19 protein-coding genes are annotated in these 25,371 nt (G+C 45.6%); 5 read left to right on the top strand and 14 right to left on the bottom strand.

Annotated elements, in window-relative coordinates:
• Window positions 1–9 precede the first annotated feature (9 nt).
• The 3 genes from AC3WJJ_RS21155 to AC3WJJ_RS21145 form a co-directional block, all read right to left on the bottom strand.
• A complete protein-coding gene (locus tag AC3WJJ_RS21155; RefSeq protein WP_492543601.1) occupies window positions 10–753 on the bottom strand; it encodes a sugar phosphate nucleotidyltransferase in 744 nt (247 codons plus the stop codon).
• A gap of 235 nt (window positions 754–988) precedes the next feature.
• Window positions 989–1,864 (bottom strand): UTP--glucose-1-phosphate uridylyltransferase GalU, encoded by an 876-nt coding sequence (galU, locus tag AC3WJJ_RS21150; RefSeq protein WP_422658515.1) that lies wholly within the window; start codon window positions 1,862–1,864, stop codon window positions 989–991.
• Between the two features lie 91 nt (window positions 1,865–1,955).
• Window positions 1,956–2,660, bottom strand: coding sequence for a CPBP family intramembrane glutamic endopeptidase (locus AC3WJJ_RS21145; protein WP_492543600.1), 705 nt, complete (start codon window positions 2,658–2,660; stop codon window positions 1,956–1,958).
• A gap of 90 nt (window positions 2,661–2,750) precedes the next feature.
• Between AC3WJJ_RS21145 and AC3WJJ_RS21140 the strand changes: the two genes are divergently transcribed.
• Window positions 2,751–3,521 (top strand): MerR family transcriptional regulator, encoded by a 771-nt coding sequence (locus AC3WJJ_RS21140; protein WP_492543599.1) that lies wholly within the window; start codon window positions 2,751–2,753, stop codon window positions 3,519–3,521.
• Window positions 3,522–3,623: 102 nt separating this feature from the next.
• Here the strand turns inward: AC3WJJ_RS21140 and AC3WJJ_RS21135 are convergent, their stop codons facing one another.
• From AC3WJJ_RS21135 to uvrB, 7 genes are all read right to left on the bottom strand, one after another.
• Window positions 3,624–6,137: a U32 family peptidase gene (locus AC3WJJ_RS21135; RefSeq protein WP_422658518.1), complete on the bottom strand. Its 2,514-nt coding sequence runs from the start codon at window positions 6,135–6,137 to the stop codon at window positions 3,624–3,626.
• Window positions 6,138–6,760: 623 nt separating this feature from the next.
• Complete coding sequence (locus AC3WJJ_RS21130; RefSeq protein ID WP_492543598.1) at window positions 6,761–7,849, bottom strand: DNA alkylation repair protein; 1,089 nt, start codon at window positions 7,847–7,849, stop codon at window positions 6,761–6,763.
• A gap of 169 nt (window positions 7,850–8,018) precedes the next feature.
• Window positions 8,019–9,944, bottom strand: a complete 1,926-nt coding sequence (locus AC3WJJ_RS21125; protein WP_492543597.1) for a stalk domain-containing protein — start codon at window positions 9,942–9,944, stop codon at window positions 8,019–8,021.
• On the bottom strand, window positions 9,944–10,972 hold the full coding sequence (locus tag AC3WJJ_RS21120) for a S1C family serine protease (RefSeq protein ID WP_492543631.1): 1,029 nt from the start codon (window positions 10,970–10,972) through the stop codon (window positions 9,944–9,946). Before AC3WJJ_RS21120 ends, AC3WJJ_RS21125 begins: the two co-directional genes overlap by 1 nt.
• Before the next feature lie 275 nt (window positions 10,973–11,247).
• Window positions 11,248–11,460 carry a DUF2759 family protein gene (locus AC3WJJ_RS21115; RefSeq protein ID WP_422658521.1) on the bottom strand — a complete coding sequence of 71 codons (213 nt, stop codon included), beginning with the start codon at window positions 11,458–11,460 and terminating at the stop codon, window positions 11,248–11,250.
• 369 nt (window positions 11,461–11,829) lie between these two features.
• Window positions 11,830–14,715, bottom strand: a complete 2,886-nt coding sequence (uvrA, locus tag AC3WJJ_RS21110; RefSeq protein WP_422658522.1) for an excinuclease ABC subunit UvrA — start codon at window positions 14,713–14,715, stop codon at window positions 11,830–11,832.
• An 89-nt stretch (window positions 14,716–14,804) separates the two neighbouring features.
• Window positions 14,805–16,796 (bottom strand): excinuclease ABC subunit UvrB, encoded by a 1,992-nt coding sequence (gene uvrB / locus AC3WJJ_RS21105; RefSeq protein ID WP_492543596.1) that lies wholly within the window; start codon window positions 16,794–16,796, stop codon window positions 14,805–14,807.
• Window positions 16,797–16,993: 197 nt separating this feature from the next.
• Here uvrB and AC3WJJ_RS21100 point away from each other — a divergent pair, with 197 nt between their 5' ends.
• A complete protein-coding gene (locus AC3WJJ_RS21100; RefSeq protein WP_492543595.1) occupies window positions 16,994–17,791 on the top strand; it encodes a flagellar motor protein in 798 nt (265 codons plus the stop codon).
• A complete protein-coding gene (locus AC3WJJ_RS21095) occupies window positions 17,775–18,569 on the top strand; it encodes a flagellar motor protein MotB (RefSeq protein ID WP_492543594.1) in 795 nt (264 codons plus the stop codon). The genes AC3WJJ_RS21100 and AC3WJJ_RS21095 overlap by 17 nt, the downstream gene beginning before the upstream one ends.
• Window positions 18,570–18,657: 88 nt before the next feature.
• On the opposite strand, the gene AC3WJJ_RS21090 is transcribed toward AC3WJJ_RS21095, so the two are convergent.
• Genes AC3WJJ_RS21090 through AC3WJJ_RS21080 form a run of 3 tightly spaced genes read right to left on the bottom strand, consistent with a single transcriptional unit; the run spans window position 18,658 to window position 21,947 of the window.
• A complete protein-coding gene (locus AC3WJJ_RS21090) occupies window positions 18,658–19,815 on the bottom strand; it encodes an ABC transporter permease (RefSeq protein WP_492543593.1) in 1,158 nt (385 codons plus the stop codon).
• Window positions 19,808–20,971, bottom strand: coding sequence for an ABC transporter permease (locus AC3WJJ_RS21085; protein ID WP_492543630.1), 1,164 nt, complete (start codon window positions 20,969–20,971; stop codon window positions 19,808–19,810). The genes AC3WJJ_RS21090 and AC3WJJ_RS21085 overlap by 8 nt, the downstream gene beginning before the upstream one ends.
• A 40-nt stretch (window positions 20,972–21,011) precedes the next feature.
• Window positions 21,012–21,947 carry an ABC transporter ATP-binding protein gene (locus tag AC3WJJ_RS21080; protein WP_422658527.1) on the bottom strand — a complete coding sequence of 312 codons (936 nt, stop codon included), beginning with the start codon at window positions 21,945–21,947 and terminating at the stop codon, window positions 21,012–21,014.
• A 196-nt stretch (window positions 21,948–22,143) separates the two neighbouring features.
• Between AC3WJJ_RS21080 and AC3WJJ_RS21075 the strand changes: the two genes are divergently transcribed.
• Both AC3WJJ_RS21075 and AC3WJJ_RS21070 read left to right on the top strand, forming a co-directional pair.
• On the top strand, window positions 22,144–23,313 hold the full coding sequence (locus AC3WJJ_RS21075) for a sensor histidine kinase (RefSeq protein ID WP_492543592.1): 1,170 nt from the start codon (window positions 22,144–22,146) through the stop codon (window positions 23,311–23,313).
• 51 nt (window positions 23,314–23,364) lie between these two features.
• On the top strand, window positions 23,365–24,039 hold the full coding sequence (locus AC3WJJ_RS21070) for a response regulator (RefSeq protein WP_492543591.1): 675 nt from the start codon (window positions 23,365–23,367) through the stop codon (window positions 24,037–24,039).
• 82 nt (window positions 24,040–24,121) lie between these two features.
• Here AC3WJJ_RS21070 and AC3WJJ_RS21065 read toward each other — a convergent pair whose 3' ends face one another.
• A complete protein-coding gene (locus AC3WJJ_RS21065; RefSeq protein WP_492543590.1) occupies window positions 24,122–25,237 on the bottom strand; it encodes a hypothetical protein in 1,116 nt (371 codons plus the stop codon).
• Window positions 25,238–25,371: the final 134 nt, after the last annotated feature.

Below are 25,371 nucleotides of genomic sequence, written 5' to 3'. Positions count from 1 at the left end.
CTTCGCTTATTACATCTTAAGATGACCAAACTCATCGCCAAGCAAAATATGTTCCGCTAATTCATTAGCGCGCGCGAGTGAAGTGTGTGTTCCTGCGTCCGTCCACCAGCCCTGTAAAACATTAAACGTGAGTTCTCCTCGCTCAATATACGCATTATTGACATCGGTTATTTCTAATTCACCGCGAGTAGATGGTTTTAGATTCTGGATGATATCAAACACACGTGAGTCATACATATAAATACCTGTTACAGCAAAATTACTCTTGGGCACGGCTGGCTTCTCTTCGATCGAGATCACTCGGTCACCATTAATTTCTGGAACACCGAATCTTGATGCATCATCCACCTGCTGAATAAGGATCTTGGCACCTGACGTTTGATTTTGAAACTGGTTGACGTAAGGCGTAATATCATCGAGGAATACATTGTCCCCTAGAATAACAACCACTTGATCCTCTCCGACAAATTGTTGGGCTAAGCCAAGTGCTTGAGCGATCCCACCAGCTTCATCCTGAACTTTATAAGTAAATGAAACACCGATTTCCCTGCCACTCCCAAGTAGATTAACAACATCACCCATATGTTCTTTACCTGTAATAATAAGGATATCAAGAAGACCAGCTTGTTTTAATTTCTTAATCGAATGAAATATCATAGGATATTTCCCAACCGGAAGTAGATGTTTATTGGTTACCTTCGTTAAGGGGTAGAGTCTGGAGCCCGTTCCTCCCGCTAGGATGATGGCTTTCATAATCGTTCTCCTTCCAAAACTCGAACATATTGTAAACACATGACGTAAGCATCAGTTCTCTTCTGCATCATATGGTGATTAGTCATGTCCGATGACACTCAAGCCAGTCCCAAAATTCAGACTGGAACACCTTACTTCATAAAAGAAGTATGATTAACACAGCAAAGGGCAGCCCAGGTAGATTAATATCTACTTGAACTGCCCAACTGTTTGTCTAACTCCCTATATCAATTTATTATTGATCTTCTTGTTTAAGTACTTCACGCATGTACTTCAAAAGTTCCGGTCTCAATTCATTATGCTGCAGTGCATAATGAATACTTGTCTCGATAAATCCGAGCTTCTCTCCTACATCGTGGCGCTTACCTTCAAAATGATAGGCTAATATTGGATCTCTTCGTGAAAGCGTAGCTAGAGCATCCGTGAGCTGAATTTCTCCGTTCTTTCCCGATGCCTGTGTCTCCAAAATTTCAAAAATATCGGATGGCAAAATATATCGCCCCATGATTGCTAGATTAGAAGGAGCTTGGTCTCTCGTTGGTTTCTCTACCAAGCTAGTTGTCTCATAGATTCGGTCCGTTATTTCATGGCCTGCTGCAATGCCATAACGACCTACTTCATCCCATGGCACAGGCTGAACACCAACAATGGCCCGTTGATATAGATCATAAACATGCATCATTTGCTTTAAGCATGGCGTTTCAGACTCCACGATGTCATCTCCGAGCAAAACAGCGAAGGGTTCATCTCCAATAAACTTACGAGCACACCAAATGGCATGTCCGAGACCTTTGGGCTCTTTTTGCCTAATATAATGAATGTCTGCCATATTGGATGGACGACGCACCTCTTCAAGTAACCCCCACTTTCCTTGGGAAGCAAGATTATGCTCTAGTTCAAATGAAGAGTCAAAATGGTCTTCGATGGCTCGTTTTCCCTTACCGGTGACAATGATAATATCTTCAATTCCTGAAGCTACAGCTTCTTCAATAATAAATTGAATCGTCGGCTTATTTACAATAGGAAGCATCTCTTTAGGCATAGCTTTCGTTGCTGGTAGGAAACGAGTTCCAAGCCCTGCTGCTGGAATGATGGCTTTACGGATCTCCATAATGGACTCCTTCCAAAGCGAACAAAGGAACATCCACGTCCACTTTTTTAGATAATTATACCAGTATTCTAGGCCTTTTTCCTAGCCTATCCTATCCAAACGATGTCAACACCACCGCAATCCCATTCATCAGTCCGTGAACAATAACCGCCGGCCATATCGAATTCGTCCGTTCATAAGCCCATGCAAAAACGACCCCACCCAAAAAGTTTGCCGGCATTGCATTGTATGTTGGAATATGAGCAAGCGTAAAAATTAGTGAGCTTAATAGGATTGCCCAGCGCATTGAGAGACGTGTACGTAGCCAGCGGTATAGGAAACCACGGTAGAAGATTTCTTCATAGAGCGGTGAGATGATTGCCGCAGATACGAAAGCAATAAATACGGTAAAGAAAGTTACATGATTCTGCATTGCTTCTGTTTTGCTGTTCTCATATGTATTTCCTAGGAGATTGGTAAGCTCCATGACCAGTACACTTCCAATAATCAATACAAACGTCCAGACGAAGATGCGTCCCCAATCTTTTGCAGCAAAAGTTCTTACTCCTACCTCATCCCAAGAGAGACGTTTTGGTCGAATTGCAATCAAATACAAACCTGTCAACAGTACGATTGCGATCGTCACTCCGATCAAGGTTCCCGCGTATAACTCATCTCCAAGCCAGTCTCTGTACAGAGGCTTTACTACAAACTTAATACATCCGATGACGAATCCGAATTCGAGTAACAAAAGCGCCGCACACTCTTTCCAAGTCCATGGGTCTTGTTGCTTCCAATTCTCCACATTGCTGTTCATTCCGCATGCCCCTTTATCTCCTGTGATATAATTCCAGTATATTAGGTGACGGAACGTCACCTTCAAGCATTATTTTTCAGGAGGATTCGCATGAATCGATGGACAACAGGGCAAGTATCCAAACAGAGTAATGTATCAGTCCGCACACTTCGCTATTATGATCAGATTGGACTTCTTACGCCAAGCTATAAAGATGACAATGGCCGGCGTTACTATGCAGAGGAAGACTTGTTTACCCTTGAAAAAATCATTCTCCTCAAATCTCTTTCACTACCGCTTGAGGATATTCAGAATCTGCTGGAGAAGCTGTCATTACGACATATTCTGATCGCACATCACAACCATCTGCAAGAACAGTTATCCTCCCTTCAGACCAGCATCAACAACACAACCTCCCTAATCAATATGATTGATCTGGATGGATCCCTTTCTTGGGAGAAGGTATCCTCTCTCGTCCAGACCGGGAAGACTAACTCTAAGAAATGGATGGACTATTTTGAAGAGGATGAACGTCAGTTCTTAAAGCAAGCGCTCCCCAATCTAGGGAACAGTGACCGAACTACACAACAGTACATCTCATTGCTCAGACGGATCGAATGGTGCATTGAATATTCCATTGAGCCTGAGTCCGAGGAAGGCTATCAGATTGCATCCGAGCTCATTGAGGTATCGAACGAAACCTTTGGCGGAGATGAAGAGCTTATGAACAAGTTCTGGGAGGTACGGAAACAACCGGCTGAGGAGTCTGGGTTGTATCCAATTACGGAGGATGTGCTGGAGTTTGTCGAGCGATGCATCGCTTATGCTCTGGAGATAGACAAAAGTGCGGAAGTAGGTTCCGCATCCGCTAAAGAAGATTAATCATTTCATTTGTTCTAAATCCACGTAAAAAGAGCACGATGAGGCTTGTTACCGCGCCTCTCGTGCTCTTCTATAAATTCATAAGTTACGTAATCTAACTTCTTACTTCACTAGCTGCCCACGCGTTACACCAAGCTGGTTCGTTGCCTTTAGCTTCTTCCACACCTGTGTTCCACTAATCTCACCACGGAGAGCGCGGTTGTAAAGATCAATAACCTCATGTACTTGCTCTGGCGATTCTTCTAGGAATTCCACACGGTAACTTGATACTCCAAGTTCCATGAAATTAGCCAAGTATTCTGCACCAGACTGTTCAATAGCGTTATACACCGTGTTACGACAGCCCTCATCTACGCGTACCGGGTGAGACATGCCAATCCGGTCCTGAAGGGATACGCGGTGTTCTTCACAAGGACGACCACAGTTCGTAAAGTCAGTTCCTTCACTTAGGAACGTACAATACACACAGTGCTCCGTATGGAACATCGGTAGATGTTGATGGATAACGACTTCCATTCTTGATGTGTCAGCCTTGCCCAGCAGGTCAACCATCTGTTGAATGTTCAGGTCATACGACGGTGTAACTGCATCGCAGCCAGCTTCAAGGAATAAATCTACGGCCTTATGGTTCGCAATATTCAGTGAAAAGTCACCGATCAACTTCGGATGCTTCTGATCCGGGTTCTCCATCCGGTGGCGCAGATAGAAATACAGCGCCCCGGTGTTGCGCACCAGCACAGCATCTGGCTGTAAGCGCAAGATGTTGTTATGGTAGCCGTTCTCGCCTGGCATATGAATGCGCGGCGTAGCCAGCGCAATCTGCTTGCCAGCAGCATGGACGGCTTCCACCGCTGCCGGGAACTGCTTGATAAACTCGAAGTCGGCGTATATCATCTCTACGCCGGCTTCGAGAGCAGCCTGTACCTGCGGCAGGCTGCGGCACAGCGCGGTAAGCTTCGCTTCACCGCGCGCCACTGGCGTTGCTGGCTTCGCCGCATCGCCATAGACCGACACCGCCCGCTTCACATATACGGGCGGCTTCGGACGCTCGCCTGCGAGCAGTTCCACCGCACGGCGGCGGATACTGTTCAGCTCGCGCATAGGGACAATGACGTCGCCGTATAACTCGACGTCTAATTGCTCTAGCTGGAACACGGTTCCGCCCAGACGGCCGAATTGCTCCTCGAGAAGCTCTCGGTTCATCGGCCGCTTCTGGGCAATCTCTAGTTCCATCTCAGAATCCACTTGGACCGTCGTGCCTTTCTGCACATCGGTCCACCACGTTGACAGCGGTTGTCCAGGACGACCGCTGACACGCACATGTACCGGGAATACCCGGTACGGCTTGTCTGTCTCAAACGTCTGACGCAGACGTTTGTCCAGTGCCGGGTCGTTTGTCTTCCAAATCCGGTCCCCTACATGCAGCTTACGCAGATCTACATCACTACGGCCTGGTACGATGTCGATAATCCAGCCTTCTTCAGCTTCACCTTCAAGCTTCACGCCTTTACGACGTACATCGTAGACACGCCCGCCTTCTTCCTTCTTCGTTGGATCTCCAGCATCAAACACAATGCCGTCGCCGCGCTTCAGTGGTGCTTCCAGCTTACATACCACACCATCACGAAGAATCTGCTCTACACGGCCCAAGTATACTCCACGGCTTTTCGGGAATGTACCTTCCACCAATTTTTTATTATTCGTGCCATCTAAGAAACCATGAGTAAAGCCACGGGAGAAACTCTGCTGCAACTCACGCACTTCTTCCTTACTCGGTTTGGACTCATCCCCGTCAAAATACCTGTCAATTACTTTACGATATTTGCTGACTACATTCGCCACATATTCTGGCGTCTTCAGGCGACCTTCAATTTTGAAGGAAGTTACACCTGCTTCAATTAGCTCAGGCATCAGGTCAATTGCCGCCAAATCTTTTGGAGACAATAGATATGCCACATCGCCCATTGGCTTCTGTTCGCCATCGACCATAAGATCATATGGAAGACGGCAGGCTTGGGCGCATTCTCCACGGTTCGCGGAGCGACCGCCCCACATTTCGGAGGTCAGACACTGTCCAGAATAAGACACACACAAAGCTCCGTGTACGAACACTTCCATAGGCAGCTTCGCCTGAGCACCGATCTTCTGAATCTGCTTCAGATTGTTCTCACGACCAAGCACAACCCGCTCCATATCAAAAGGTTTCGTAAACTCCACTGCTTCTGGTGAAGTAATGGTCATCTGCGTCGAACCGTGGATCGGGAAGTCCGGCGAAATCTCGCGGATCATCTTCACCAATCCGAGATCCTGTACAATTACTGCATCGACCCCTGCATCAACACAAGCATCAATCAGTTCCTTCGCATCCTCAAGTTCATTCTCGAACACTAGAATATTAAATGTGAGGAATCCCTTTACGCCATAACTGTGCAAGAAAGCCATAATCTCTGGCAGCTCATCCATACGGAAGTTGTTCGCACGAGCACGCGCGTTAAATTTCTCGACCCCGAAAAAGATTGCATCCGCCCCATTCGCAACAGCAGCCCGCATGCAATCCCAATCACCCGCAGGCGCTAGCAGCTCTACGTCTTCTCTTCGTAAAACTTTTGTATCCATCTATATCCTCCCAAACCGGCACATGACCAGTTACTATATAATTTCATCACATTCAAGAAAAGCCTTATATCCAACATCAATAATAGAGAATCTATAATTCCATCATACCCGTTATTACAACTCTAATTCTACAACTTATCCAGTGTACCAAAAGTGGGGTTATACTAAAAGCTTTTCTACGAATTGCTAAATTCGCATGGAAAGCTTACTACGGAAGCATGAGCCAAGCTTTTCTACGAATTGCTAAATTCGTATGGATAGCTTACTACGGAAGCATAAGCCAAGCTTTTCTACGAATTGCTAAATTCGTAGACGAGAATCGTTCCAACAAGCACTTTAAACGGACTCGCATTCCGTTATTTGCTGTAATCCACCAATATTTCATGTTGTTGCGGACTGAGAATCCGCTAATTTTGCAAAACAAGTCTTTTCCCCGTTCATATTTACAAATAACGGCCTCTCAGGCCATGAACATGTTCATAACGACTCATTCGCTCCAAATAACATCCCCTGAGTCAGTAAAACAAATATTACGACCAGCTGGCTTAGGAGCATACGGATGTGCTACGCATCTTATATAGTCTTCATCTAATTGGGGACACTGCCTCCTCAATCACCTGCCACTATGCTTTCAATTCAAACGATACAGATGCCATACGCTTCCCATTCACCAATATATCGAGAGTATGCTCGCCAGGATAGAAACGGCGTGTGGAAATCACTTTGAAAGATTGTTTTTTCTTCACATGATGTCTTCCAGGAGCATAGGGTTTGTCAGAACACTTATATCGCTTAGGTGCGCGCTTCCCATTCGCCTTCATATATCCAATCTCATAATCAATGCGCAACGACCGCTGTTGATCGGTCCCATTCAGTAATGAAAAGGAAAATACTAAATCCTCGCCCACTGAAATGACCTCTGATTCTACTTGAAGTCCGATCACCTCTACGATGTTCTCCTCAAGGTCCTCATAGCCAAACACAGCAAGCGCTCTTATATCTCCCCGTCTTAACAGCGTACGCAGACCATGCCTTACAATCCAATCCGTATGCGGGTGATTACCATACCACTTGCCTGCCAGCTCCAAGACCAGTTCTGGATGGTCCTTCGAAATGTCATTCAGATGATTCGCCACACTCTTGCGCACATACAGGGATGGGTCTTCCTTCAATAATGTAAGAATGGGTAGTGCAGGAGCAGGATCTCGAATCAGCTCTGGTAGCTGCTGTCCCCAAGGAAGACGTGGACGACTTCCTTCACTTGCAAGCCTGCGCACATGCTCACTATCGCTTTTAGCCCAATCTATCATTTGTGCCATCATGCGATCCTGATGCTGTATGATAAACGGCCGAACCGCAAACTCTGCACTTGAGTAAATTGTGAACACTTCCAGTGCCTGCATTGATTGCTCAAAATCCTCCATCCCATTCATTTCAACGAAGTCAGGGATAAACAAATACTCAATACCCTTACACTCCGGAGCCACCTCATACAAAATCCTCAATGCTTCTTCATAGGAAGGCGGCAATGTCTCGGTGAGCGCACGGGCTAAATGCCGTATACGCTGCTTAAACTCCTCCGATTCCCACATCTCATCATAGACGAGTGATTGGAACCGTTCCTTATCGAAATCGGAGTATTTCTCTTTCATTTTATCGGCAACCGAACGTACAAACGACGTTGAGAACATATCTTTTAAAGTCTCTCTCATACAGGTATCTCTTCTTCCTCTCAAGAAAAATAAAATGTAATCTCAAACTACCGCATATGGATGAAGATACAAAGAGCCAAGCAGTCGTTAACTGTTGGCTCTTTATCTATAGATACTATCCAATTTAAATGGCCTGACTTATATTATAACATCTTATTATAGCATTTCTCTATTTGACCAATTCAAACGATTTCAATGTCTTCTCAATTGCCTCTATTTGAGCTTCGGTCGCGTTCGCATCATTTATTACAGTTGATAGCGTGTATGTCACCCCGCCGTTCTCAAAAACAATCTGTCTCGCTGTATATCCGATCCCATTCTTCTCGTGGTGCGCTTTGAAAGATACAGCAGGCACACCTGCAAATGTAATGTTCTCTGTACTCAGAAGCTTCACTTTGTTCTTACCTTTAGATGCTTCTTTATAATAGTCCTTCAGTCCACTAACCAACTCTTCCGCCTCGAGATCCTTGTCCGCTGTTATTTCAAAGTTGCCTCCAATGAAGCTATACTCCACTCGGTATGATTCAAAACGATCACTGATTGCCGTCCAATATCTAGGAACTGTAATCTGATAACGATAAGCACTTGAACTTCTTGTCGCTACCTTTGACTTGTCTATTAAATACTCTTCCTCAGCGATTCGACCAAAGTTAGCCGGAACAGCTTCGTAGTCGATATCTACCGACTCCAGCACATTCTTCCATGCCGTGGCGGTCTCTTCTTTTCCTTCTGGCACGACATATTCTAAATAGTACCTGTAGCCATTCTTTTGAACCATGACTTCATATTCCGTTGCCCATCCATCGCCATAATTGTATCGAACCTCTTGAATGAGCCCCTTCTCACCGGAGATTTCCACAGGATTGGTTCCAACAATCTCATAGGACTCTGGAATAAAAACTTCACCAAGATAGCTCTTCATCTGATCAGCCCAACCGCTAAGCGTTCCCTTTGTCCCCTCCGGCGCAGTGGTGACTCTGATAGCTAGGTAACCGTCTTCCTCATCACCATAGAACATGTCTTGGTCGTTCACTGACCAATGAGCGGGCACACTTGCCATAATGCCATAATCCAAATTCATAACACTGCGGAGCCCATTTTCAATCGAAGAAAGATCCTTTAGTGTCTTATCCCCTGCGTTAAATGATGGTTTAAAGGAATTGAGCAGCCCAGCGTATTTATCCAGGTCTTTATAATGCGAAGCATCACCATCAGCAAAATAAATGCCATACACCTTATCGTTCGCATAGTAGGCCCGAACTTCCCACAGTAAACCCTCAGAATCCTTAGAAATAATTCGCGCATAAGGTACAGGTGCCTGTGTCACCGTTTCACGGTCTAATACAACATCACCGGAGCTGTGAGCCTCTTTTTCAAGCTTCAGCAAAAGATCCTCTGTATCGAGCTTTACCTGCTGCTCCGTCGCATGAACCTCCAAATAGTAACGTCCGGTCGCATCCGCAAATACTGATACACTCTCATCATCTGCCCCGCCCCCGATCACCATGCCCGAAGGGTAGTTCATACTCCATTCGTAATAACTGTTACCAATGCGTGTCTTACCTGCCGTGCCATCAATGCTTGTGTTCGTCTGTGGCTCATCTTTATCCGTTACCACTAGGCTAATGCTGAGCTTACCACTCTTGTCCTTAGTCACTTTAGCACCGATCCCCTCTGCTACAGAGCGTAGCGGAACCATCAGTGTTCCGGCAACCATCTGGGGCTCTATCGGAAGAACAATCTTTTTCCCGTCAACCCAAGCTGTCGTACTGCCAATTGACATGACTACAGCATGTGGTCCTTGGAGAACACGAATACGGCTGTTGCCCTCCAGCTTAATCACGGTGCCAAATGCTTTTTTGAACACACCAACAGGAACCATCAGGGTACCTTGCTTGATCAGCGGCTTGGCAATGGTATAAGAACTCCCATTCACTACCGCCGTACCGCTGCCTTGCTTCACTGTAAGAATTCGCTTCTCCACCGCGTCTCCCCATACTGGCAATGACAATGAGGCACTTAATACAACAGCTGTCAGTAGTCCAGTAGACGCCCGCCATATCTTTGTATGAACTGTCCGTTCTTCCTTCTTCATTACAGTTCCTCTCCTTCTGGCTCAGAAGCTGCGATGGCATCATACTCGGCTCCACTACTAAGTGTAAGTCTGCGGTTCACAATATCTCCGTCACTCTGCATTAATACATTGACCTTGGAGCCTGGCATAAAGCTCTTTAGCATTTCATTAATATCCACGTTCGAGTACACCCTCTTACCATTGATGGCGTAGATTACATCATCTTCCTTGATTCCAGCTTTTTTCGCATGGTTAGATATAACTTTCGTAACCGTAAGTGGGTCATCACTTGGGAGTCCTACGATGGCTGACCAGCTTTCCTCGAGTTCGAGCCCCAAAGCTGCACGCTTCACTTCTCCATATTTAAGTAAATGACCAATGACATATTGAACGGTTTCCGTAGGAATGGAGAACCCCATATTCTCAATCCCAACTGCAGAAAATTTCATCGTATTTATCCCGATAACCTCACCCTTCATATTCACGAGCGGCCCACCGCTATTCCCTGGGTTAATCGCTGTATCGGTCTGTAGCAAACGATAAGCGCCATCCACACTTCGATCTAGTCCACTTACGACACCAACCGAAGCCGAATTACGAAGCGAGAATGAAATGGGTGTACCAATCGCAACAACCTTCTCACCAACTTGAGCGACCTTGCTACTATCAGCAAATCGAGCAGGCTTTAGAGATTTGGCATTGATTTTGATTAATGCTATATCACTGATGCTATCACTAAGCACCTTAGTAACTTTGTATGTTTTACCGTCCGCAGTAACTACTGTAATACCTGTAAGCTCGTTCACCACATGAGCATTCGTAACAATCCAGCCATCGGATTTCAGGATAACGCCTGTTCCATGTGCCAAATTATAACGATCTTCGCTACTTTGGGAGCTTCCCGAGGTTGTCTTTCCTATAATCCCAACAACCGACGGAGACAAGTTCTTAATCACCTGTGGAACTGGATCCTGTGTGTATGTAGGGGCACTGCTTGTACTACTTCTGGCAGACTGTGCTTCTACCTCTTTAACCGATATCGAGGACATCCCCGTACCGACCAAAAGTGAAACACTTAGCAGCGTTCCTACCATCTTTATCTTCTCAGAACTATTCATCTCTTCACCCGTTCCTCTCCCGAACGTTAGCCACACGGCTACGTGTACTCCTAAATTTACCATACGACTAAAACCCATACAATTGCTGGAAGTCCTAATTTAACTTTTAATACACCTATAATTATGCAACTACTGTCATTCGATAAAAAAAAGGCGTCCACACTGTGTTAACAGCAGGACACCCTCTTATGTAACTTCTACATTTCCTAATTGGTACTGAACCAATTGGTAATCATCGCATAGTCCGAGTACAAGAAAACTAGCAGACTAACAATGCCAAAAGCAATCGCAAATTTATTTTTCTGGCGGGCAGTTAGCAACCGAACTACTCCGATAAAAATCAAAATCGTAAACAAAATCATGAAAATATCAAATGTCTTAAAATTTGAACCGGCTTCCGCAGCTGCTGCAAGGAACATTGGGACGTACCTCCTCGTGGTTTCTCGGGCATTTTCACATATCTTCCTCTATGTTATCCGCGCCCACGCTCGGATGCAAGCCCTTCATTCCAAAAAAGGTAAAAAAGTCATAATTTTTTCTCATTTTTAGCCATTTTTATCACTTACTTCATGACATCCTTCCTTGACCCCGTGTTTTCTTCTATGATCATTTGTGTTTTTAAAAGGTTTTCTCCGCCATTTCGATTTACAACACAAAAAAAAGCGAAGCCTTGTGATCCAAGGACTTCGCTTTCATTCATTCTTGAAGAGCTCCCGTCAAGTTAGATGATTACCCGTCACACAACATCACTTGTTCCATGGGTCCGCTCTCTATTCTAATCATTTCACTTATTTCACTGTTGTTTCTTCTTTAACCATATTCTCTTTATTCCAATCCTCAGTCCGTTTCGTATCACGTTCTAGAATTGGCTTCAGATATTTACCGGTGTAGGATTCAGGTACTTTCACGATCTGCTCAGGCGTACCGGTAGCAATGATGGTACCCCCGCCGCTGCCGCCTTCCGGTCCAAGATCGATCAGATAATCAGCTGTCTTAATTACATCGAGATTATGCTCGATGACAAGCACCGATTCACCAGAGTCCACCAATCGATGGAGTACAACAAGCAAACGATCAATATCATCGACATGCAAGCCCGTAGTCGGTTCATCGAGAATGTACATCGTCTTGCCCGTACTACGACGATACAACTCGGAGGCAAGCTTCACACGCTGAGCTTCCCCACCCGATAGTGTCGTTGCAGGTTGTCCTAACTTGATGTACCCAAGCCCTACATCCATAAGCGTCTGCATCTTCCGGTGAATCTTAGGGATATTAACGAAGAATTCCGTTGCATCTTCAACTGTCATCTCCAACACATCGGAAATATTCTTCCCTTTATACTTCACTTCTAGTGTCTCACGATTGTATCGCTTACCCTTACATACCTCACATGGTACGTAAATGTCTGGTAAGAAGTGCATCTCAATCTTGATGATTCCGTCACCACGGCATGCCTCACAGCGTCCACCTTTAACGTTAAAGCTAAAGCGGCCTTTCTTATAGCCACGAATCTTCGCTTCATTTGTCTGAGAGAAAATGTCGCGAATATCATCAAATACTCCCGTATAGGTCGCTGGGTTCGAGCGAGGTGTTCGTCCAATTGGGGATTGGTCGATATCGATTACCTTCTCGATATGCTCTAGGCCACGCATTTCCTTATATTGACCCGGACGAACCCGGGCTCTGTTTAGGTCACGCGCAAGCGTCTTATACAGAATCTCATTCACAAGTGTCGATTTACCAGAACCAGACACGCCGGTAACTGCCGTAAAGACACCGATTGGAATTTTGACATTAATATTCTTAAGATTATTCTCCTTGGCTCCCCGGATTTCTAACCAGCGGTCATCTGTCTTACGGCGTGTACTATTGACCGGAATGAACTTACGTCCACTCAGGTACTGCCCGGTTAGAGAATTCTCATCTTCCATAATCTCCTTCGGCGTACCTTGGGCAATAATCTGTCCCCCGTGTATACCAGCGCCTGGACCAATATCAATAATATAGTCCGCAGCCATCATCGTATCTTCATCATGTTCTACAACGATCAGCGTATTACCGAGGTCACGCATATGCTCAAGTGTAGAGATCAAGCGGTCATTATCCCGTTGATGAAGCCCAATACTCGGCTCGTCCAAAATGTAGAGAACACCCATCAAGCTTGAGCCAATCTGGGTTGCAAGTCGAATACGCTGGGCTTCCCCGCCGGACAAAGTACCTGCCGAGCGGCTTAGTGTTAGGTAATCGAGACCGACATTAACCAAGAATCCTAAACGGCTGTTGATCTCTTTCAAGATCAGATTCGCAATCTGTTTCTCTTTCGGTGTAAGGTCAAGACTTTCGAAGAAACGAGTCGCCTCACCGATCGATAGACTGGTCGCATAAGCCATGTTCTGCCCGTTAATTGTCACCGCTAAGCTTTCCTTCTTCAGACGGTGTCCCTTACATACATCACAAGGCTTCGAGCTCATGTACCCTTCGATATATTCCCGAATCCCTTCTGAATTAGTATCACGGTAGCGGCGTTCCAGGTTCGGGATAATCCCTTCAAACGTAACAAACGCCTCTTTCTTTTGGCCAAAATCATTCTCGTATTTGAAATGAACCTTCTGGTTACCAGTACCGTACAGCAGTTTATCCATATGCTCTGAGCTAAGCTCACTCACCGGTACATCCCTTGGAATATCATAGTGCTCGCAGACAGACTTCAGAAATTGAGGATAGTAGTTCGATGTACCGCCGGCCCATGCCTGAAAAGCCCCATCCTCAATACTCTTGCTTGTATCCGGGACTAACAAATCCGGGTCAACAATCATTTCTACACCTAAACCATCACAATCTGGACAAGCTCCAAATGGAGTATTGAAGGAGAACATCCGTGGAGAGAGCTCCTCCATGCTAAACCCGCAAACAGGACATGCAAAGTTCGAGCTAAAACGAAGTTCCTCTTGCCCCATAATGTCTACCAGAAGCTGGCCACCCGATAAGTTAAGCGCCGTTTCAATCGAATCCGCTAAACGAGCTTCGATATCCGGTTTAACGACAATTCGGTCAACGACGACTTCGATCGTGTGTTTCTTATTCTTCTCAAGCTCAATATTATCGGAAAGATCACGCAGTTCACCGTCAACACGAACACGCACGAAACCTTGTTTTGCGATATCTGCGAATAAGCTCTTGTGCTCCCCTTTACGCCCTGTAATCACTGGCGCAAGAATCTGCAAACGAGTCTTCTCCGGGTACTGGATAATGCGGTCTACCATCTGTTCAACGGTCTGGGACGTAATCTCAATACCATGCACCGGACAGTGGGGGTGACCAATACGAGCAAACAACAACCTTAGGTAATCATAAATCTCCGTTACTGTTCCCACGGTGGAACGCGGATTACGGCTTGTCGTCTTCTGATCAATAGAAATGGCTGGAGATAATCCTTCAATCGAATCGACATCAGGCTTCTCCATCTGACCTAAGAACTGGCGCGCGTAAGCGGACAATGACTCTACATATCTGCGCTGTCCTTCCGCATAAATCGTATCGAACGCTAGGGATGATTTCCCGGAACCACTTAGTCCAGTAAGAACCACGAACTTATCCCTCGGGATCGTTACGTCGATATTTTTCAGGTTATGGGCGCGAGCGCCCTTAATAACGATATTCTCAATCGCCAAAAGTTATCCTCTCCTCACTGCTTCACGTTGCCTTACTATATATTTCTCAAGAGTCAAAATGACTCGTCTGTAGTACATCCACATATGCACTATTCAGCCTTCAGCTCAAGTAATGCATCACGAAGCTCTGCTGCTCGTTCGAACTGCAAATTCTTCGCAGCTTCTTTCATCTCGGCTTCTAGACGCTCAATCACAGCCTGACGATCCTTCTTAGACATCTTGCCCGCTGTGCCTGTGAGATAATCCGCTTTACTCTCAGCCACCTTCGTAGCCTCGATGACATCACGCACTTTCTTGCGAATGGTCTGCGGTGTTATACCATGTTCTTCATTATAAGCTTCTTGAACACTACGGCGACGACTAGTCTCTTTGATCGCTCGATCCATCGAGTCTGTAATCTTATCACCATACATGATTACCTGACCTTCTGAGTTCCTCGCCGCACGTCCAATCGTCTGAATCAACGAGCGATCGGAGCGAAGGAAGCCTTCCTTATCGGCATCCAGGATGGCAACCAGAGAAACTTCGGGAAGATCCAGTCCCTCTCTTAGCAAGTTGATTCCGATAAGTACATGGAATGTACCCAGCCGAAGATCACGCAAAATCTGCATCCGTTCAAACGTCTTGATATCGGAATGCAAATACCGAACCTTGATTCCAATTTCCTTCAAATAATCTGTTAAATCCTCTGCCATCTTCTTCGTCAAGGTTGTTACAAGAACGCGCTCATCACGTTCAATCCGGGTATGAATCTCACCAATCAGATCATCAATCTGACCTTCGGACGGTCTTACATCAATTAGTGGATCGAGAAGCCCAGTTGGACGGATAATCTGTTCCACCATTGTGTCGCAGTGCTCCAGCTCATATGGACCTGGTGTAGCCGATACATAAATAATCTGTTTAACTTTCTCCTCGAACTCCTCAAACTTCAGTGGTCGGTTATCCAGCGCAGAAGGCAGACGGAATCCGTGATCCACGAGCACCGTTTTACGAGCACGGTCACCGTTATACATAGCTCGGATCTGTGGCAGCGTCACATGGGACTCATCCACGACAATCAGCATATCGTCTGGGAAATAGTCCATTAAAGTAAAAGGAGTAGCTCCTGGTTCCCGGAAAGTCAGCGGTCCAGAATAATTCTCGATACCGGAGCAGAAACCAACTTCCTTCATCATCTCAATATCATAACGAGTACGCTGCTCCAAGCGCTGCGCCTCCAGCAGTTTGCCTTCTGCACGAAGCACTTCGAGCCGCTCCTCCAGTTCCCGTTCAATGTTGACGAGTGCTACGCGCATCGTCTCCTCACGGGTGACGAAGTGAGAAGCCGGAAAGATTGCAACATGCTCACGTTCCCCAACAAGCTCTCCGGTCAGAACATCAATCTCTGTGATCCGTTCGATCTCATCTCCGAACAATTCTACACGTACGGCATGTTCTCCCTTCGAAGCAGGGAATATCTCTATGACATCGCCACGCACGCGGAACGTACCACGTACGAAATTGATGTCGTTCCGCTGATACTGAATATCAACAAGCCGCGACAAAATCTGATTGCGCGGCTTCTCCATACCTACCCGCAAGGAGAGTAGCAACTCTGAATACTCCTGCGGTGAACCTAAACCATATATGCAAGACACACTTGCCACAATAATAACGTCACGACGCTCAAACAATGAGCTCGTGGCAGAGTGGCGAAGTTTATCGATCTCTTCGTTAATACTTGAATCCTTCTCTATATATGTGTCTGAAGAAGGGATATAAGCTTCTGGTTGATAGTAATCGTAATAACTTACGAAATAATCAACAGAGTTGTTCGGGAAGAACTCCTTAAACTCACTTGCCAGCTGTGCAGCTAGCGTCTTGTTATGCGCAATGACCAGTGTTGGCCGGTTTAACTTGGCGATGGTCTGTGCAATCGTAAATGTCTTACCCGTACCTGTAGCACCAAGCAGTGTCTGATGCTTCTTACCCTCTTGTATCCCTTCAACCAACTCGGTTATCGCGCGGGGCTGGTCGCCCTGCGGCTGAAATTCCGACTCAATTTCAAAGGATTTCGTACTGACAACTATATCACTCATTTGTCCAATATCACCCTTATCGTCTAGAATAGGTATATTAAAGGTTCTGTCGAAATTTCCCGATAATAATATGAAGGGAAATGGATCCCTGAACATTCCAATAATAAGAATGCGTGTTCCCCTTAATTATACTCTCTTCGTTTTTTGTATGCAAACAATATATATAACTCTTATATAGAAGGAGATGGTTCAACAACATGGACTTAACTACGATTATCGGTATAATAGCTGGCCTCATCGCATTAATTGGAGGCTTCCTATGGGAAGGCGGACATATTAGCGGACTGTTACAAGGCACTGCGGCTCTGATCGTGTTCGGCGGTACTTTTGCCGCTGTCATGATAAGCTTCCCAGCCTCCAGACTTAAAAAAATCCCAACTGCCCTCCGCGTTGCCTTCGGACGCCGTACCCGTCTACCCGATGAACTCATTGAAGATCTTGTGCATATGGCCGTTATTGCGCGTAAAGACGGTGTACTCGCACTAGAACAATCCTCTTCTGAACATCCCGACCCTTTCTTACGGGAAGGCATTCAAATGGTCGTCGATGGTACCGATGCTGAACTCGTTCAACAAATCCTAGAGCTTGAAATTGAAGCGACTGAGCAGAAGCATGAAAACTACGCCAAAATCTTCGAGTCTGCTGGTGGATACGCTCCAACCATGGGAATCATCGGTACCGTGATGGGCCTGATCCATGTCTTAGGAAGTCTGCAAGAGCCGACGCAGCTCGGTCCATCCATTGCTGTTGCTTTCACAGCCACACTATATGGTGTCGCAAGCGCTAATATTATCTTTCTTCCCATTGCATCCAAGATTAAAGCACGTGGCGAAGAAGAAATTCAGAATATGGAGTTACTCCTTGAAGGAATCCTAGCTGTACAGAACGGTGAACACCCGCTTCTCGTACGTAAAAAGCTTGCATCCTACACTTCTCATAGCAGTTTATCTCGCAAAACGGAGGCAAGGGGGACAACCCATGAGACAACCGATTAGAAAAAAACGTCGTAAACGGAGTAGCGGAAGTGAACAACAGGATCGCTGGATGATCACATATGCCGATCTGATCACGCTATTACTTATCTTTTTTGTTGTCATGTATGCGATGAGTCGGCTCGATACGGAAAAATATAAGCTAGTTACGGAATCCTTGCAATCCACTTTCAAAAGTGGAGACTCCATCTTGGAGCAAGGATCTGGTTTAACCGGAACAGCGGATACCGAGAAACATAAGAATCCCCAAGCGGATACAACGGGTGAGAAAGACCCCGAGCCATTAAGTGATCGGGAACTGGCCTTCCGTAAACAGGAAGAAGAACTCGCAGACTTCATGCAAGTAATTAAACAATATGTGCAGGATAATCAACTTCATAATGATATTTTTATTTCAGACGAGCCTCAAGGCATTGCCATCACACTCAGTGATCGCTTTCTATTCGCCCCAGGTAAAGCCGAGCTGAAGGACGGTGCTGACCCCGTGCTTGGTAAGCTTGCGAGCCTGTTCCGGGACCTGCATACGACGGTCAGCATTGAGGGCCATACCGACACCGTTCCCGTCGGTCGCTACTCTGAGTACAAAGACAATTGGGAACTATCAGGTGCCCGTGCGATGTCTGTCCTGCGTTATTTTCTCGATGTAAGCAAGCTGGACCCGAGCAGTTTTCAATATGCGGGTTATGCAGACACCCGCCCTGCTGCCGATAATGAGACGGTACAAGGGCGGCAGAAAAACCGCCGCGTTGAAATTACCGTGTTAAGACAACTGCGTAAATAAAGAACAGATAACTTATCTTATCATAAAAAAAGTACGGATCCTTATGATCAGGAATCCGTCCTTTTTGTTCTACATCATTACACGATATCTAGGCATTGACACTGGTTTCACTTGGACGCAGAATCACAGAGCCCAACGCAAGCAAGATCACTGCCATTAGACCAAGGATCAACAGCGGCAGCTGTATATCCACAAGTGTACCTCCACTCGCGGCGGTTTCTACTGCTTCAATAGCCCATTTTTGAGGAACAAAGTTCGCAATCTTCTTGAGGAAATCGGGCATGATGGACAGTGGCCAGAAGCAGCCTCCGAGCATGCACGTTGGTGTTATGATCAAGGAGTTAAGTACTCCTGCATTCTGAGGATTACGGATCATACCTGCAATGGTGCTGGCGATGCCCATCGATACGAGCATAAATGCTGCCAAAATCAGAAAGTGCATAAAGAATGGAATCCCGTAATCATAACCAATCACAAATCTGGAGATACATAATACGACTATGACCTGTATAGCGCCTAAAATGAAACTACCCAGGAAATTCCCAAGTGCTATTTGGTACGAGCGAACAGGTGCCGTAAAGATGCGTGACATGGTTCGCATTTTGCGATCCTCCACGATCAACATGACCGAACTTGCGATGAGTCCCATCATGAACATCAGTGTAAAGCCCGTCACCGTGTTCAGTCCCGGCTTGGCGTATAGCCCCATATCCGTGCTAACAACATCCAGCTGATGTAGCTCCATTTGCTTCAAAACATTTTCAAGAGTAGCCTCTGGCCCTTGCTGTTTATCACCACTATTACGGATGACAGCGGCTGTATCCTGCATACGGCCAATCGTTCCATTCACCGTCATTTTGACCATAAAGGATGCTTCACTGCTGGTCAGTTCAACCATTTGCACTTTCGGCTTATTGCCATCAAGAAGCTGCTCACTAAAGTTCTCTGGGATCACAATCCCGATCTTCCCTTTTTGCTGAATGATATCCTCTTTAAGATCTTCATCCGACTGGATCGGCTTTAAAATGTACTCCTTTGTACGACTCAATTCCTCTATCAGATGCTGTCCTGCAGGACCAGTATCCGCATTTACGTAAGCAATAGGTACACTCGTGGTCTCATCATTTCCAAGGAGCGCCACAGCACCTGTCACAACAGCACACGGTATGATAACGTAAGAGATCCATCCTTTTCTTCGTCCTAATGTTCGTTTAATCATCTGCCAAGCAATCGTAAGACTATGCATGGTAACCCACCTTTCGATAAGTAAGGACTGCCCCCGCTAACAAACCTAGTGATATAGCGGCCAAAGCTCCGACACTCGTCAGGATCTGTGATATATCCGCATTCAGCATCATGTGCAAAATACCTTGTAACGCCCAGTGGTTAACTGTAAACTCACCAAGCTGTCGGATAAAATCGACCGGAAGCGGAGTAAACCCTCCACTCAAGAAAGTCATCGCAACAATGAGCGCTTGGATAACCGCTGTGGCCGTTGAAGCTGATTTCGTAACCAACGCTATGATGATGGCTATCGTCATAGAAGCTAGTGTGATTAGAATGCATATTAGTAAAAGTAACCCCACATGCTCTCCCCAATTGACGCCATACAGCAGACTTGATCCACCAATAATGATGATGGCCTGAATCAGAGTCACAAGGCTGCAACCTAGAATTTTGCCCGAAAAAATAGTCACATTCGAAACTGGCAACGACTGTAATCGATAGAGCGTGTTTCCTTCTTTTTCTCCCAAAAGACTATTGCTAGCCATCAATCCCGAATAGAGCAGAAACATAATTAACATCGAGGCAGCGTAGTACTGAGCAGCTGTATAGACCTTTCCTTGTTCATTCAGCTTTCCACTCTCGATATAGGAAGGTCTTTCAAATGCTGTTGCGTCTCCCTTTGCAAGCACTTCAGGTCCCATGATTAAAGCCTGCGCCTGCTTGCTATTGGCTTCATCCATAAATGTGCCGAGCATCGACTGAGCTATCACATTACGTGTATGGCTTTTTCCAAGGATCATTTCAAGCTGAACCTTACCACCCGAAAAAATCTGAGTTTCAAATTCACTTGGTATCACAACTGCAACATCAATTTCACCTAAACGAAGCTTACTCTCCACTTCATCACGTGTTAAACCCATAGATGGAACCAGCACTTCAGCAATCGCCGGCTCCTCCATAAAGGCATTTAGACTTGCTGGAAGCGAATCACTCGTCTCAATGCCGATGAACCCCACCTTCACTTCCTCCGGGACATAATCTTCGTTGCTGCCAAAAAAACTAGATAGTGCGGTCCCCAAAATAAAGATCAGAATCATAGGTAGCATAAATAGATTAAATAATACGGTCCGACTCCGAGACATTCTTCTCAATTCAAACCATGCAATGGTTCTCATGTTCACAAGTGGTGCCCTCCTTCTTTTCGCTTCCGTAAGATTAGTCTCGTAGCGTTCGCCCGGTCAGGCTGAGGAAAAGTGTCTCGAGATCCGGTTCTTCGCATTTGATTGTCTGAATAACGACCTCATGTTTACTGCAAATAAATAAAACATCCTGAAGATCATTTTGTGCAGATGGCAGATAGATCTCCATCTCTTTCTCATTCTGGATCACACGGGTAATACGCGGATGCATGCTTAGTTCACTTACAACATCCTGTGTGATGCCATCAGCTGTTAGCACAATTTTCTCTTCACGAGCTACCCGTTCCCTCAGCTCCTGCTGTGTACCGCAAGCAATCACATGCCCTTTATCCATGATGGCAACCCGGTCACTGATCGCAGAAACCTCTTCCATATAGTGACTTGTATAAATGACTGTAGAACCTAATTCGTTCAGCTTTCTTACCGAGTCCAAAATATGATTCCGAGACTGTGGATCGATACCAACGGTCGGCTCATCCATAATAATTAGCTTGGGGCGGTGCATAATTGCACACGCAATATTAAGTCTACGCTTCATTCCTCCGGAGAAGGTTGAAGGCGTTTCCTTCGCTCTGTCCTGAAGACCTACAAACGCCAGAGCCTCTTCTACTCTCTCCTTCATAAGTTTCCCGCGCAGACCGTAGAGCTTTGCGAAAAAGGATACATTATCTGCAGCAGACATACTCTCATAAAGTGCAAGATCCTGGGGCACAAGTCCGATTCTCTTTTTCACTTCCAAAGGTCGGTCTTTAACGGATATGCCATCAACCTCAATATGCCCCTGGTCTGATTTAAGCAGTCCACAGATCATGTTAATCGTCGTACTTTTGCCAGCACCATTCGGACCTAACAACCCAAAAATCTCGCCTTCGTTAATGCTCAAGTTTAAGTGATCCACCGAAAGCTTGCTTCCATAACGTTTGACCACATCGTTCATCTGTAAGAATGTCATTATCCTTCACTCCATTCTGTTATCCGTTGGTCTTTATCTTGATTTCATTGTACCTGGCAAGAAGCGACCTCGAAGGTAGATTAAGTCATTTCTATAGGTGACCAAAGTCACCTCCTGTCAAAACAGCTTCGTGTGATATAATGAAACCAAATTCACACGTTTGCCTAATTTATGGAAAAAGGGAGTCTGCTCACCTATGCCCCACTCTCTTGCTTCGCTTCGGTTTGGTCTTATTTTGGTTCCTGCTGCAATTGGGCTCTATGTAGACAAAATCGACCATTACGACTGGTATACGGTCTTCATCCTGATATTCCTTGCACTGGCTGTGCTTGGCCGCTTCATTAAATCTAGCCCTGTGATTATTTCAGGCGTTATTGTGGAACTCATTATTGCAGGATGGCTGTGCCAACATTACGGTATGCTAATGATTTTTGTATCGATGTCGACGGCCTTGATATATCTTTTCTTATCCCATCCATTTCTCCGGTATGTTCTACTTGGCATTCATCTGATCGTACTGAATGTTTCCCTTCAGGGGCATGAGATTGTATGGATCATATCCGCTAACCTCCTACTCATTATGGTCACGGTATTTATCGGGGTTCTGCATAACACTTCAGGAAGTAAAGAAGATACCCTTCGGTTATATGATGAGCTAAGAAGGAAGCATTTTGAACTCGAAGAGGCTCGGAGTCGAATGCAGCAATTCGCCCATCAGATTGAGGCTGCTGCTCAAGCCGATGAGCGAAATCGGATATCCCATCAGCTTCATGATGACATTGGACACCGACTCATTCGAGTTAAGATGATGATGGAAGCCGCTATCTATACGGTTCCTCAAGATGGGAATCGGGGGATGGAACTGCTGCATCAGATTCGTGATCAACTCGGAAGCAGCATGGACGAAATGCGATCTGCCGTGAAACGAATGAACCCAGGAAGGCAGCTGGCAGATGCTTATGCACTGGATCGCCTGCTCGAAGAAACAGGTCGCGAGACCGGTATTATAACTCGATTACGAACAAAGGGTCTTCCCTATCCGTTGTACCCTAGCCAGCAGGTTGTTCTGTACAAAAATGCGCGCGAAGCTATCACCAATGCCATCCGGCATGGACATGCTGATCAGGTGGAAGTGCTCCTTACTTATGATGATCATGAGGTATGCATGGAGGTTTCGAACAACGGGGAAGTTGCAGCCGAAGCACATTCAGCTGGGAATATGCCCGGCATCGGCAAACAAGGAATTGGTCTCAGCGGTATGCTAGAGCGTACAAAAGTCATTGGGGGCACATTAGAGGTATGCCGGCAGATGCCATTCACAGTCATTACTCGCCTGCCTGTATATCGAAAAATCGAAATTATATAGGTAAGAATATAGCTGAGTAGCTGAACTACAAAAGTAGGAGTGAATGTTGAGATGATATCTGTATTGATCGTGGATGACGATCCATTTATCAGGGAGAGCTTAAAGCTTATAATCGGCATGGATCCTGAAGTAGAGGTAACTGCAACCGCGGCACATGGTGCTGAAGCCATGGAGCTAATGGGGAATGGTCTTACGATCCATGTGGTTCTGATGGATATTCGGATGCCTGTATGTGATGGTGTCGAGGGAACCAGACTCATTCGGGAGCATTACCCCGACGTACGCGTGCTAATGTTAACAACGTTTGATGACGATGACTACATCGTCGAGGCACTGCAGAACGGAGCGAGCGGTTATTTACTGAAGAACATTCCGCCAGACCGTATTATTCAAGGGATCAAAACCGTTCATGACGGTAACATGCTTATCCACCCTGACATTGCGCGCAAGCTTACAGGAATGCTTCGTCCAACTACAACTTCACCGCTCGCTTGGCAGCCTCCCGAATTGGAGCAATATGGGCTCACTCCTGCTGAGAAGAATATCGTTGCTCTGATCTCCGATGGATTATCCAATAAGGAGATCGCTGGTCATCTATTTCTTAGCGAAGGCACGATTAAGAATTATGTTACTGAGATTCTAAGTAAATTAAATCTTCGAGACCGAACGCAGATTGCTATTTTTTATTTAAAAAAGATAAACGGTGCACTGGGCAACAAGAGCTGAGATAGGCTTAGTTATATGCATCAAAAAAGGAACTCTCATATGGGAGTCCCTTTTTTGATTAATGGAGTAACGATATCGATTACTACTCCACCGCTGTTGATCCCTTGGCCGCTGCAGCCCGATCATTAAACCACTTCTGAAGCTTACGAATGGAGTCTGTCTGATATATAGCATCCTCTTCATCGAATACGATAAAAGCGGGGAACTTTGTCACCATGAGCTCCTCCTTATAGTCTATAGCTTCCCCTTTACGATAAGGCACCCAAGATATACCTCCACTATAGGCGCCTGGTACATATCGCTCGAAGTCCATTTCATCTTTAGGAGGCACTGCTCCTTCTTCGTAAATCACCACGGTATGGATGGTCCCCGGTCTTGCTAGCATATACTTCAATTTCTCACTTCGCGTCATCGTAACCCGGATCACTTGCTGTGTCTGAAGATTGTTATCATCCATGCGTTCATAAGACCAATTCTTAGTCGGAATAATTTCCAGTTTGTCTCCTGCCTTGAGTTCGGAAACCTTTAGTTTCTGACCTAGTCCATCCAAAAGTTTAGTGTCTCCGTCATATGGAATGTTGATGCTGTGCATCATACTATCGATTGCTCCACGGTTGTTCCTATTCACCCAATCACTAATATTTAATGAAATAAGATTCTCCTTCATCTCAATCGAAAGTACATACCCTGTCACTATATCATCCCGAAAGCCAGTGACTTGCATCAATTGAGGTTCTTTAATGATCTTCATCGTTTGCGTATTTCTAAGAGGAGGGTTAGTATCCTCCTGCTGAGTTGAAGTCATACGCACCAGCTGTCCTACTTTAAGCTGTTTATACTGCTCGATAGATACGGGATAAAATGCCCCGCTCTTATTCTTTTGACCAATCTTCACCAGTTCGTCCCAGCTTGAATTCATCGCTACTTCTTCCTTCAAGCCTTGAATGATTAGCACACTACGGCTTTGTCCCCCACTGCGTTTCGCTGCTACCATTCCTTCAAAATATAGAAAACCATCTCCTTTAGATGTACTAATCACCTTCGGTTCGGGTTCGGATATTGGTGCTGAAGAGACTTGTGGCTTAGACCCCAATACCTCAGGATTAGAAACCTTATCCCCAAGTTCTGTACAACCAGAAACCATTAACATCCCTGAAATACCGAATATTACTGCTAGTATTTTAAGTGAAGCTTTCAATCTGAATGGCCCCCTCTATTCTAAAATACCTAATTATGGATATTATATATCTAACGATTGCAGACACTCAGATGTTGCAGACTTATAACAAGCACGAATAAAAAACCCCCTCCAAATCGGAGGGGGAAAGTGGT

The organism is Paenibacillus sp. FW507-14B1B, from assembly GCF_058781425.1.
This window is presented reverse-complemented; position numbering and strand designations above follow the sequence as displayed.